The sequence below is a fragment of the Paenarthrobacter ureafaciens genome (assembly GCF_004028095.1).
Classification (GTDB): Bacteria; Actinomycetota; Actinomycetes; order Actinomycetales; family Micrococcaceae; genus Arthrobacter; species Arthrobacter ureafaciens.
The window spans coordinates 1,335,286-1,348,121 of sequence record NZ_SBHM01000007.1; the positions used below are offsets into that span (position 1 = coordinate 1,335,286).

General features: G+C 62.1%; 8 protein-coding genes, 2 tRNA genes and 1 pseudogene. 10 read left to right on the forward strand and 1 reads right to left on the reverse strand.

The window, feature by feature from the left end; translation table 11 throughout:
* The first annotated feature begins 555 nt into the window (after positions 1-555).
* The 10 genes and pseudogenes from dnaN (at position 556) to AUR_RS10550 (ending at position 10,667) form a co-directional block, all read left to right on the forward strand.
* The gene (gene dnaN / locus AUR_RS10510) at positions 556-1,680 is read left to right on the forward strand and encodes a DNA polymerase III subunit beta (protein ID WP_021473166.1); all 1,125 of its coding nucleotides are present in this window, start codon (positions 556-558) and stop codon (positions 1,678-1,680) included.
* 3 nt (positions 1,681-1,683) lie between these two features.
* Positions 1,684-2,601 (forward strand): annotated as a pseudogene (gene gnd, locus AUR_RS10515) (phosphogluconate dehydrogenase (NAD(+)-dependent, decarboxylating)); the annotation flags it as partial.
* Positions 2,602-2,623: 22 nt separating this feature from the next.
* On the forward strand, positions 2,624-3,817 hold the full coding sequence (gene recF, locus AUR_RS10520; RefSeq protein ID WP_062094349.1) for a DNA replication/repair protein RecF: 1,194 nt from the start codon (positions 2,624-2,626) through the stop codon (positions 3,815-3,817).
* Complete coding sequence (locus tag AUR_RS10525; RefSeq protein WP_021473169.1) at positions 3,804-4,358, forward strand: DciA family protein; 555 nt, start codon at positions 3,804-3,806, stop codon at positions 4,356-4,358. Before recF ends, AUR_RS10525 begins: the two co-directional genes overlap by 14 nt.
* Before the next feature lie 338 nt (positions 4,359-4,696).
* Positions 4,697-6,772: a DNA topoisomerase (ATP-hydrolyzing) subunit B gene (gene gyrB, locus AUR_RS10530; RefSeq protein ID WP_062094351.1), complete on the forward strand. Its 2,076-nt coding sequence runs from the start codon at positions 4,697-4,699 to the stop codon at positions 6,770-6,772.
* Positions 6,773-6,835: 63 nt separating this feature from the next.
* A complete protein-coding gene (gene gyrA, locus AUR_RS10535; protein WP_021473171.1) occupies positions 6,836-9,508 on the forward strand; it encodes a DNA gyrase subunit A in 2,673 nt (890 codons plus the stop codon).
* A complete protein-coding gene (locus AUR_RS10540; RefSeq protein WP_062094353.1) occupies positions 9,505-10,173 on the forward strand; it encodes a DUF3566 domain-containing protein in 669 nt (222 codons plus the stop codon). The genes gyrA and AUR_RS10540 overlap by 4 nt, the downstream gene beginning before the upstream one ends.
* A 113-nt stretch (positions 10,174-10,286) precedes the next feature.
* Positions 10,287-10,360: transfer RNA gene (locus AUR_RS10545), tRNA-Ile, on the forward strand.
* A gap of 41 nt (positions 10,361-10,401) precedes the next feature.
* Positions 10,402-10,521: a DLW-39 family protein gene (locus AUR_RS20545; RefSeq protein WP_217376508.1), complete on the forward strand. Its 120-nt coding sequence runs from the start codon at positions 10,402-10,404 to the stop codon at positions 10,519-10,521.
* Between the two features lie 70 nt (positions 10,522-10,591).
* Positions 10,592-10,667, forward strand: a tRNA-Ala gene (locus AUR_RS10550).
* A gap of 108 nt (positions 10,668-10,775) precedes the next feature.
* Here the strand turns inward: AUR_RS10550 and AUR_RS10555 are convergent.
* Positions 10,776-12,770, reverse strand: a complete 1,995-nt coding sequence (locus AUR_RS10555) for a glycoside hydrolase family 84 protein (protein ID WP_128397142.1) — start codon at positions 12,768-12,770, stop codon at positions 10,776-10,778.
* Positions 12,771-12,836 lie beyond the last annotated feature (66 nt).

Sequence of the window (12,836 nt, forward strand, 5' to 3'; positions counted from 1 at the left end):
ACTACATACCTTATTAACAGGCGCATGTGGATAACCCTGTGGATTGTTAAGGGGACAAGCGCGCTTAATGGGCTTAAAACCCTTAAGGCATCTGTGGATCGTTAAAAACGGGCTTCCGGGTTGTCCCCATCCACACCCTGTTTAAAACCCAGTTAACGCACAGTCCGTGAACAGGGCTTAACCGCGGAACCGCGCGGCGAAAGCCACTTATCCACAGTTTCCACAGCAGTTATTAACACTACGAATCCCAAAAAATTGAAATCCCTCAAATAACAATCTCGTTCCTCCACGCCCCAAGGCACCACTGAGAGAGAACTCCAACCGGCCACAGGCCGGCCGGGGACTGTCCACATAGCCGGGGTCCCGCCGGCCGGGGATGGGTTAATCCCCGATCTTGCGGCTAAGCTGTCACCAGCGCTCCCATCCCTGGGTTGGTTTTGTAGTCCGTTGTGTGCGGACCATGCACCTCGGGACCTTGGAACGCGGAATTTTGGCGGCTTCCATGGCTGGAATCCGCAGCTACTATTTGGCAGCAATGAAAGGCGGCACCCCTCCGTGAAGTTCAGAGTCGACCGCGACGTCCTGGCAGAAGCCGTTACGTGGACCGCGCGGTCGTTGTCTCCGCGGCCGCCGGTGCCTGTCCTCTCCGGCCTCCTCCTCAAAGCCGAGGCAGGAACCGTCAGCCTGTCCAGCTTTGACTACGAAACCTCGGCCCGCCTCGAGATTCCGGCTGACATCACCACAGAGGGCACCATCCTGGTGTCCGGTCGACTCTTGGCAGATATTTGTCGAAGCCTCCCCTCAGCTCCGGTGGAAGTGGAAACCGACGGCAGCAAGGTCACCCTCACGTGCCGTCGAAGCAGCTTCCACCTGGCAACGATGCCCGAGTCCGAGTACCCGGCATTGCCTGCACTCCCTGCGATCAGCGGCACCTTGCCGGGTGATTCGTTCGCGCAGGCCGTCTCCCAGGTGATCATCGCTGCCAGCAAGGACGACACCCTGCCCATCCTCACCGGTGTCCGCATGGAGATCGAGGATGACATGATCACGCTTCTTGCCACTGACCGCTACAGGCTCGCCATGCGCGAAGTGCCCTGGAAACCCGTCACTCCGGGCATTTCCACCAGCGCCCTGGTCAAGTCCAAGACCCTGAACGAGGTGGCAAAGACCCTTGGCGGAAGCGGCGACATCAACGTTGCCCTGGCCGATGACGACAGCCGCCTCATTGGCTTCGAAAGCGGCGGCCGCACCACCACGTCCTTGTTGGTTGACGGTGATTACCCGAAGATCCGCTCGCTTTTCCCGGATTCAACGCCGATCCATGCCACGGTCCAGACCCAGGAACTCGTGGAAGCCGTACGCCGAGTGTCCTTGGTTGCCGAACGCAACACACCGGTGCGCCTCGCCTTCACCCAAGGCCTGCTGAACCTGGATGCCGGCACCGGCGAAGACGCCCAGGCCTCCGAAGAACTCGAGGCACAACTTTCAGGCGACGACATCACGGTAGCCTTCAACCCGCACTACCTGGTTGAAGGCCTCAGCGTCATCGAAACGAAATACGTGCGCTTCTCCTTCACGTCAGCTCCCAAGCCCGCCATGATCACGGCGCAGGCAGAGGCCGATGGCGAGGACCAAGACGACTACCGCTACCTCGTGATGCCTGTCCGCCTTCCCAACTAGCCACTACCGCCACCTACGCAGAAAAGAGTTCACAGCGTGCACATCGGACTGATTGGCCTTGGAAAAATGGGGTTCAACATGCGGGAACGCATGAGGAACGGTGGCATTGAGGTAACAGGCTTTGACCGCAATCCGGACGTCACGGACGTAGCTTCGGTGGATGAACTGATCGCCGCGCTGCCTACGCCAAGGTTGGTCTGGGTGATGGTTCCTTCCGGCGAAATCACTGACGCGGTTGTGAACGAGCTGCGCGGGAAGTTGAGCGAGGGCGACCTCGTCATCGACGGCGGGAACTCCCGCTTCACCGAAGACCAAAAGCACGCCGCCGCGTTGGCCGAAAAGGGAATCCGTTTCGCTGACTGCGGTGTTTCCGGTGGCGTCTGGGGACTTCAGAACGGATATGGCCTGATGGCCGGCGGTTCCGAAGAAGACATCGCACTTGCCATGCCGGTCTTTGATGCCCTCCGTCCCGAGGGCGAAAGGGCGGACAGCTTTGTGCACGTAGGCGGCGTAGGTGCAGGACACTACGCAAAGATGGTGCATAACGGCATTGAATACGGCCTGATGCAGGCCTATGCCGAAGGCTACGAATTGCTGGCGGCCAAGGACATCGTGAAGGACCTTCCCGGTACGTTCCGGGCGTGGCAGAAGGGCACCGTTGTCCGCTCCTGGTTGCTTGACTTGATGGTCAAGGCACTGGACGAGGACCCGGGCCTCGCCTCCATCGATGACTACGTCGAGGATTCAGGCGAAGGGCGCTGGACAGTGGAAGAAGCGATCGCAAACGCGGTCCCGGCTCCGGCAATCACGGCGGCGCTTTTTGCCCGGTTCGCTTCCCGCGAGGACACCTCACCCGCCATGAAGATGGTCTCGGCGCTGCGCCACCAGTTCGGCGGCCACGCCACCCGTCCGGCCAACTAGCCGCAGGAGCCACACGAACAGCGTGTATTTGGAACATCTCTCGCTCACGGATTTCCGCAGCTATGCACAGGTAGACCTCAAGCTCGGGCCGGGTGTCACCGTTCTGGTAGGGTCAAACGGCATCGGCAAGACCAACCTCATGGAAGCCATCGGGTACTTGGCAACCCTCAGCTCCCACCGTGTGAGCAGCGACGCCCCGCTGCTGAGGTTCGGCACCGAGCGTGCCATGATCCGCGCCCGCCTGGTCCGCGGCGAACAGTCAAGCATCATAGAAGTCGAAATCAATGCCGGCAGGGCCAACCGCGGACGCATCAACCGCGGAAATCCGGTACGGGCGAGGGACATCCTTGGCATTTGCCAAACAGTGCTCTTTGCCCCGGAAGACTTGGCTCTTGTCAAGGGAGACCCCTCCAACCGGCGGCGTTTCCTGGATGAGCTCCTGGTCAGCCTGGTCCCGCGGCATGCTGCCACACGCAGTGACTACGACCGCGTCCTCAAGCAGCGTAACGCCCTCCTGAAATCTGCCCGAACAGGAAAATTCACCGCGGGCCATGAGGCCACCCTTGACGTCTGGGACCAGCATATGGCCCGTGCCGGTGCACAGCTTCTGCACGCAAGGCTCGAGTTGGTGGAACGCCTCCGTCCGCACTTGAACAGCGCCTACGCGCAACTCACCGACGGTTCAAAGATCGCCGGCGCGGTTTACCGCTCAACCATCCAGGGCGTACTCGACGACGACGGCGGTCCGGCCGAGCAGCCCACGCAAGGCCCGCCGTCGGGCGAGGAACTCCGGCAGTTGTCCGTGGACGAACTCACCGAACGCTATATCCAGGCGTTTGCCGTAGCCCGCAAGAAGGAACTCGAACGCGGGATCTCGCTGGTTGGCCCGCATCGGGACGAGCTCGAGCTGATGCTCGGCCAGGCACCGGCCAAGGGGTACGCCTCGCACGGTGAGACGTGGTCCATGTGTTTGTCCCTGCGCTTGGCTTCCTACTACGTCATGCTCGATGACGCACGCACCGGCGGGACCGCGCCCATTCTCATTCTTGACGACGTCTTCGCCGAGTTGGACGTCCAGCGACGGCGTAAACTGGCAGCAATCGTGGCCGGCGCCGAACAGGTGCTCGTGACGGCCGCAGTCGACGCCGATATTCCGGAGGAGCTGGCCGGACGGCGCGTAACCGTTGTTCCGGGAGGCATCGATGGTGAAGGGTGACGCTGACGGACTCCAACCCGACCGGGTTCCCGACCAGATCGACGCTGCCCAGGCGGCCCTGAACAGGATGCGCGAGGCGGCCGCGGCGCGAGGCGAAGTGCGTCAGCGGGCACCCCGGCCGGGGACGACTCAAAAACGAACCGGGCTCCGGGGAACCAAAGGGTTCTCGCAATTCCATGGAAGCGGCCGCGACCCCTTGGGATTGGGAAAAGTGGTTGGACGCCTGGTGGCCGAACGCGGCTGGACGTCACCCGTTGCCGTGGGCTCCGTCATGGCTGAATGGGCCACACTTGTGGGGCCGGACATCTCGGCGCACTGCACGCCTGAGAGCTTCACGGACACAACCCTCCATGTGCGCTGCGATTCAACCGCGTGGGCAACGCAGCTGCGCCTGCTGAGTTCGAGCTTGCTTGAGCTGTTCCGGAAGGAACTCGGTGAAGGCGTCGTCACCAGCATCCAGGTCCTCGGACCCTCGGCACCGAGCTGGCGGAAAGGCGGCCGCAGTGTCAACGGTCGCGGACCCCGGGACACATACGGCTGAGCGCCGTGCAGGGCGTTTCAAGGACCCCGGGGCGTATAGGCCCCCACCTCCACCTCCGCAGGGCCGTCCACGATAGGGCCAACGGCCTCTCATCGGCATATTCAGCTGTGAGCCGCCCCCTTATTTGCAGGGATTAGCGTTTTTCCACGATAGAATTGGCACAGATCACTGAGCGCCGATGAAACGTCGTCAGGGCTTTGGAATCCGCCAGTCGGGAGCCAGGACCCCTCACGCCGGAGTAATCGGCGCAATCAGTCACGTGCCCTTGACGGCTTGCGGTCATCCGTGAGCCGTCAAGGGAACGGCCGTCATCGAACACAGAGGAGTCGAAAGCGCCTGTGGCTAACGACAATGCAGAGACCTTGGCAGTAGAGCCCGCAGAGGAGGCTGCTCCCACGCAGAGTGAGGCGCAAGCGCCAAGGGAATACGGTGCCAGCGACATCACCGTGCTGGAGGGCCTCGAAGCCGTACGCAAACGCCCCGGCATGTACATCGGTTCCACCGGTCCGCGCGGTTTGCACCACTTGGTCTATGAAGTGGTGGACAACTCTGTAGATGAAGCTTTGGCCGGCTACTGCAGCCACATCGAGGTGACGCTCCAGGCTGACGGCGGAGTGAAAGTGGTTGACGACGGCCGCGGTATCCCCGTTGACATCCACCCCTCCGAAGGCAAGCCCACGGTTGAAGTGGTCATGACCATCCTGCACGCCGGAGGCAAGTTCGGCGGCGGCGGTTACGCCGTTTCCGGCGGCCTTCACGGCGTGGGTATTTCCGTCGTCAATGCGCTGTCCCGTCGTGTCGAGACCGAAGTCCGGAGGCAGGGCCACGTCTGGCGCATGTCTTTCGCCGACGGCGGCAAGCCGCAGGGCGAACTCGTCAAGGGCGAGGCCACGGAAGAGACAGGGACGTCCCAGACGTTCTACCCGGACGGCAGCATCTTTGAAAGCACGGAGTTCGACTTCGAGACTCTGCGTGCCCGCTTCCAGCAGATGGCGTTCCTCAACAAGGGCCTGAAAATCACCCTGACGGACGAGCGCCCGGCAGCCCGGGCCGGTGACGACGAGCTCGACCTCGACGCCGTTGCCACCGAAGGTGAGGTAGCAGCCGAACACCGCACTGTTGTCTATGAATACCCGGACGGCTTGCTGGACTACGTCAAGCACCTGAACTCCAACAAGAAGGTGGAAATCGTCCACGAGGACGTCATCGCCTTCGAAACCGAGGACACCGAACGGCACATCTCGGTGGAAGTCGCCATGCAGTGGACCACCGCGTATTCCGAGAGCGTCCACACGTACGCGAACACCATCAACACCCATGAGGGTGGTACGCACGAAGAGGGCTTCCGCGCTGCGATGACGTCGCTCATCAACCGCTACGCACGCGAGAAAAACATCATCAAGGAGAAGGAAGACAACCTGACGGGTGATGACATCCGTGAGGGCCTGACCGCCGTCATCTCGGTGAAGCTTTCCGAGCCCCAGTTCGAAGGCCAGACCAAGACCAAACTAGGCAACTCCGAGGTCAAGGGCTTCGTCCAGCGCGTTGTGACCGATCAGCTCGGTGACTGGTTGGAGCGCAACCCCGGTCCCGCCCGCGATGTCATCCGGAAAGCCATCCAGGCTGCGCAGGCACGCATGGCCGCGCGCAAAGCCCGCGACAATGCGCGGCGGAAGAGCCCGCTTGAGTCCTTCGGCATGCCCGGCAAGCTCTCGGATTGCTCGTCGAAGGATCCTTCGCGTTGCGAGGTCTACCTGGTGGAGGGTGACTCCGCAGGCGGTTCGGCCAAGCGCGGCCGCAACCCGGAGACACAGGCCATCCTTCCGCTGCGAGGCAAGATCCTCAACGTTGAGCGAGCACGCTTGGACAAAGCCCTGGGCAACGCCGAAGTGCAGTCCATGATTACGGCGTTCGGTACGGGCATTGGCGAGGACTTCGATATTTCGAAGCTCCGGTACCACAAGATCGTGCTCATGGCAGATGCCGACGTTGACGGCCAGCACATCACCACGCTCTTGATGACGCTGCTCTTCCGCTACATGCGTCCCCTCATTGAAAACGGTTACGTCTATTTGGCCCAGCCGCCGCTGTACCGGATCAAGTGGTCCAACGCCGCGCATGACTACGTGTTCAGTGATCGCGAACGGGACGAAACCATCCGCAAGGGTGCTGCGATGAACAAGCGGCTCCCCAAGGAGAACGGCATCCAGCGCTACAAGGGCCTTGGCGAGATGGACTACACGGAACTGTGGGATACCACCATGGATCCCGATCGCCGGACCCTCCTCCAAGTCACCATGGATGACGCCCTTGCAGCCGATCAGACCTTCTCCGTCCTTATGGGCGAGGACGTTGAATCACGCAGAAACTTCATCCAGCAGAACGCCAAGGACGTCAGGTTCCTGGATATTTAGCAGCCGCCATCACTGCCTGAATATTCCTGAATCGACATATACCTGAAACGGAAATCTTAGATTATGAGTGACGAAACTCCTGAAGTCCCGGCGGAAAACCCCGAGGGTACGGATGCCGTACTTGAAGGCGACGTGCTGACGGACCGAGTTGAGCAGGTGGACCTGCAGACCGAAATGCAACGGTCCTACCTCGACTACGCAATGGCCGTCATCGTTGGCCGCGCCCTGCCCGACGTTCGTGACGGCCTGAAGCCCGTCCACCGCCGCGTGCTTTACGCGATGTTCGACGGCGGCTACCGCCCTGACCGCGCGTTCAACAAGTGTGCCCGTGTTGTGGGCGACGTCATGGGTACCTACCACCCGCACGGCGACATGGCGATCTACGATGCGTTGGTTCGCCTGATCCAGGACTGGACCATGCGCTACCCCTTGGCGCTCGGCCAAGGAAACTTCGGTTCTCCCGGCAACGACGGAGCTGCTGCCCCGCGTTACACGGAAACCAAGATGGCCCAGTTGGCCATGGAAATGGTCCGGGACATCGACGAAGAGACCGTCGACTTCCAGGACAACTACGACGGCAAGAACCAGGAACCCACTATCCTGCCGGCGCGTTTCCCGAACCTGCTGGTGAATGGTTCTTCCGGCATCGCCGTCGGCATGGCCACCAACATCCCGCCGCACAACCTGCGCGAAGTCGCCGACGGCGTGCAGTGGGCTCTGGAAAACCCTGGTGCCTCCCGTGAAGAGTTGCTGGAAGCCCTGATGAAGCGCATCAAGGGACCGGACTTCCCCACAGGGGCCACCATTCTCGGCCACAAGGGCATCGAAGAGGCGTACCGCACCGGCCGTGGTTCCATCACCATGCGGGCCGTGGTCAACGTCGAAGAGCTCCAGGGCCGTACCTGCCTTGTAGTCACGGAATTGCCTTACCAGGCGAACCCGGACAACCTTGCGATCAAGATTGCCGAGCTCGTCAAGGACGGCAAGATCCAAGGCATCGCCGATCTTCGCGACGAGACCTCCGGCCGTACGGGCCAGCGCCTTGTGATCGTGCTGAAGCGTGATGCGGTGGCCAAGGTGGTGCTGAACAACCTTTACAAGCACACGCAACTGCAGGACAACTTCTCCGCCAACATGCTGGCGATCGTCGACGGCGTTCCGCGCACCCTCAGCCTGGATGCCTTCATCCGGCACTGGGTGGCGCACCAGATGGACGTCATTGCACGCCGTACGCGTTACCGCCTCCGCAAGGCCGAGGAAGAAGCACACATTCTGCGTGCCCTCCTGAAGGCGCTGGACATGCTCGATGAGGTCATTGCCCTTATTCGTGCGTCCAGCACCACGGAGGCTGCCCGTGAGGGCCTCATGGAGCTCCTGGAAATCGACGAACTCCAGGCCCGGGCCATCCTTGATATGCAGTTGCGCCGCCTGGCAGCCCTGGAACGCCAGAAGATCCAGGACCGCCATGCCGAACTCGAAGCCATGATCGAGGAGTACAACGCGATCCTCGCTTCCGAGGAACGCCAGCGCCGGATCATCAGCGAAGAACTCGCCGAAATCGTTGCCAAGCACGGCGATGACCGCCGGACGCAGATCCTCATGGGGTTCGACGGCGACATGTCGGTGGAAGACCTCATTCCCGAAGAGGAAATGGTGGTCACCATTACCCGCGGTGGCTACGTCAAGCGGACCCGTAGTGACAACTACCGTTCGCAGCAGCGTGGCGGCAAGGGCATCAAGGGCGCCCAGTTGCGCGGTGACGACGTCGTTGAACACTTCTTCGTGACCACCACCCACCACTGGCTGCTGTTCTTCACGAACCTTGGCCGCGTCTACCGCGCAAAGGCATACGAACTCGCCGAAGCCGGAAGGGACGCGAAGGGCCAGCACGTCGCGAACCTGCTTGCCTTCCAGCCGGACGAGCACATTGCGCAGGTCCTTGATCTCCGCGACTACCAGCAGGCGCCCTACTTGGTGTTGGCCACCAAGAACGGCCTGGTGAAGAAGACCAGGCTGGAGGACTACGACACCAACCGGTCCGCGGGCGTCATTGCGATCAACCTGCGCGATGGCGACGAACTTGTCTCCGCCCAGCTGGTCAGCGAATCGGATGATCTCCTCCTGGTATCCAGAAAGGGCCAGTCCATCCGTTTCACGGCAACGGACGACGCCCTGCGCCCCATGGGCCGTGCAACGTCCGGCGTGACGGGCATGAAGTTCCGTGAAGATGACGAATTGTTGGCAGCGGATGTTGTCAAGGACGATTCGTTCGTCTTCGTGGTCACCGAGGGAGGCTATGCAAAGCGGACCGCTGCCGAGGAATACAGGCTGCAGGGTCGCGGTGGCTTGGGCATCAAGGTGGCCAAGCTTGCAGAGGACCGCGGGGACCTGGTGGGTGCCCTGATCGTGCAGGAAGACGACGAAGTCCTGGTGGTCATGGAGGGCGGCAAGGTGGTCCGCTCCGCCGTCAGCGGCGTGCCTGCGAAGGGCCGCGACACCATGGGCGTCATCTTCGCCAAGCCCGACAAGAACGACCGCATCATCGAGGTTGCCCGGAACTCGGAACGCGGATTGGAAGGCGAAGAGTCCGAGGACGGGCAGGACGATGACGTAACGTTGGCTGCAGAAGACAGCGCTGCCGAGGCGCTCGTCGAGTCAGAAACGCAAACCGACGCAGATCCGGATACCGAAGCCGGCGCGGCGCTGAATGAAGACAACACCGGAGGTAACGAGTGAGTAATTCCGACTCATATCCCAAGCCGAGCACAGGTGTCCCCGGCGGACTCCGGCAGCCATCAGGCAACGCCCCATCAGGAACGCCTGCCCGGCCCCAGCAGCGGCCGGGCGGAGCTCCCGCCGCTTCAGAGGCGCGTCCTGCTTCCTCCGGCGCTCCGCAGCGACCGGCCGGAGCCCCGGGCCAGCGTCCCGCCTCGAGTGGGCAGCGCCCCGCCGGAGCCCCGGGCCAACGCCCGGCAGCAACTGCCCAGCGCCCCGCCCAAGGCGGACCCGGATTGGTGAAGCCCGCCCCCAAGGCCAAGGTTCGCCGTGCACGGCTACTGGTCAGCAAGGTGGATCCATGGTCGGTGCTCAAGATGGCGTTCCTCCTGTCCGTTGCCCTTGGCATCGTCACCGTGGTGGCCGCCATCGTGCTGTGGACTGTTCTGGATCTCACCGGCATCTTCAACCAGGTGGATAGCCTGCTTGGGACGCTTGCAGGTTCCGAGGGCAGCGGTTTTGAGCTGAAGAAGATTGCATCCCTGGGTCAGGTGGCATCCTTTGCCACGATTATTGCCGTCGTCAACGTGGTTTTGTTGACCGCCCTTTCCATGCTCTCCGCCGTCTTGTATAACATTTCGGCAACGCTGGTTGGCGGCATCGGTGTGACCCTGACGGACGACTAGTGAAAACCCCCGGAATTACGCGGAAAAACGGCGTAAAGAAGGGGATTCGGGCCTCGATTTGAGATCGGGCCGGGATGTGCTGTACAGTCATATCTCGGCCCGATGAGGCATCGGGGCGTATAGCTCAGGCGGTTAGAGCGCTTCGCTGATAACGAAGAGGTCCCAGGTTCAAGTCCTGGTACGCCCACGGAACCCAGGTTCAGGAAACTGAACCGGAATGAGGTACTTGTGAAGAAGTTGCTGGTTGTAGTTGCAGCGGCGATCGCAGGTGTCCTGGTCTTCAAAAAGGCACAGGAATCCGAAGCCCGGAAGGATGTCTGGAGCAAGTCAACCGACAAGGTCGACTAGCCGAAGAGCCCGGCGGGACCCGGTAAATACGGGTCTGAACGTAGGGTATGATAGACGGGTTGCTTCTTATGGGGGCATGGCGCAATTGGTAGCGCACCTGCTTTGCAAGCAGGGGGTTAGGGGTTCGAGTCCCCTTGCCTCCACCATAAGGAAAGTCCCGGTCAGAAATGACCGGGACTTTTGCTTTCTAACCAACGGATTGCTTTTCGGGGTTATAGGACAAAACGTGTGTAAACCCCGGGCGCGTCATGGGGTCAGGAACCCGGCGCCCGCCGTAGGGCATCCTCCAAAAACGTCTTCAACTCGCCGTCGCCAAAGACGGGGGTCACCACGCCGAGTGCCAGCGTCGGCTGGGTTCTCGCCCCTGCTGCAGTAAGGGCACTGTTCACGTTGCGGCGGCTTTCGGCCACGCTCTCCGAGTCGCCCCGCCGTGCGGCTTCCAGCATGGCAATGGCCTCCTCTACCCCGCGCCCGAATTCCGCAGCGGCAGCAGCCCAGTGCTCAGCGTCGGCAGCGAAGCCCGGCTCTGCCATCCGCGGCAGGAGTTCAGGCAGTTTCTGCAGCAGCTCAGCGCGCCGGAGCAAATCTCCCGAAGGTGCCTTTCCGGCGTCGTAATCCGACCAGAACTGCCGGATGTCCCGGCGGAGGGCGGGAGCCGAAGGCGTGAGTTCGTCGTCCTGCCAGTCTTGGTTCAGGTCCACGAATGCCCTCACGGCAGCTTGGACCTGCTGGTCCGGTCCGGCGAGCTGGGCGAGGGCGGCGTCCATGGATTCCTGTGGACGGTACGCCGGACCGTTCCATGAAAAGTCCGCGTAATTGAAGATGGCGGGCAGCGAAAGGTAGGGCTGGATCATGGGGTTGGTGACGATGCCCTGCACGGACTGGTACAGGTCGGCGTCCCTGCCGATCAGTGGCGCCATGAACAAGTGGTCCTGTGAAAAATCGTTCACGGGGTAGTTATCCCAAATGACGATCGGCCGGCCTGCGTCCTCACGACCGTAGCTCCGCCGGGCAGCCTGTGCCGAATCCCGTGTGATCCTGTGCGAGACCACGTCTTCACCCGTCCACTGCACCACGATGGCGGGATCGAGCAGCCGCCCCAGCTGTTTCTTGTACGGGTTGCTTCCGGAACCCGTGTAGAAGGTGGGCACTGTTTCCAGCGGCTGGAGGTCTTGCTTCCCGGCGGTGAAACGCTCCTGCAAGGAATTCAGGAAGCCGGCCTGGGCCTTGGCAAGATTGGATGGGCCCGAGCCGAACTCCTCCAGGTCCTCCGGACATTGGACCTTGGTAGCAATGTCATCCAGCGGAATGACGAAGGACCGGACGCCAAGGCCGTACAGCGACTCGAGTTTGGTGATGGCGTCCTCAAGATCCGAATCCCGGGAGTAGCAAACATCGATGCCCGGTGAGAGCGCGTACGTAAACCTGAGATGGTTGGCCTCTGCCGCCTCTATGAGCTCCTGGAGTTCCGTGAGTTCCTGAGCTGAATAGAGATCCCGCCACTTCTCCCGGAGCAGGGGGTCGTCTTTGGGTGAATAGATATAGGTGTTCATTTTCTGCCGCCCCGCGAAGCTGATGACGTCCAGGCGGGCTTGGTGCGACCACGGCGTGCCGTAGAACCCCTCGATCACACCCCGGGTTTCCATCAGGGGCCAGTCGCTGACATGCAGCGCGGGGACCGATCCGGCCTTGAGCAATTGCCGCAGCGTTTGCACGCTGTGGAAGACGCCGTCGCCATCGTGGCCGACCAGGACCGCCGTCGGAATCCCCTCCAACTTTCCAGTGGCGACGACGTACCCTTCCGCCCGGTCCAAGGCCTCCCCGTCCTCGGGCCTCTCCGTTCCCAAGTCCCTCAGGGCGGAACGTGCCGGAGATGCTTCCCCGCCGAGGCCGAGATAGACGGCTGAGGAACCCTCCGACGGCTTGTCGAGGGCTGCGACCACCTCCGCGGTGCCACCGGCAGCGGCTATCACGTCCAGTAGCGCGTCCAGGGCCGGCTGGTCGGTTCCGGGGGCAGCGACCACGTGGACCCGTCCGGTGAGGGGTACTGATTCGCCGGACTGCGACACTGCGTGCTGCGGTACGGGATGAACCGCGGGCAAATCCCCCCTTGAACGGTCCCCGCCGCCGGGCACCTCCCGCGCGCTGATGAACCAGCCGGCGATGACCGCAGCAACCAGCAAACCGGCGACGGAAAGCAGCAGGAAGCGGCGTCGCCGGGAGCCTGCGCGAGCGGATGGTGCATTCAATCGGTAGCCCTTTGGATTCGCCGTCTCCGGCCGGCTGGAATGATGTGTCAAGACAATCACACTGTT

Coding starts and splice junctions, on each gene's coding strand:
- AUR_RS10525 (WP_021473169.1), top strand. CDS start 3,804: ATGGTGAAGGGTGACGCTGACGGACTCCAACCCGACCGGGTTCCCGAC.
- gyrA (WP_021473171.1), top strand. CDS start 6,836: ATGAGTGACGAAACTCCTGAAGTCCCGGCGGAAAACCCCGAGGGTACG.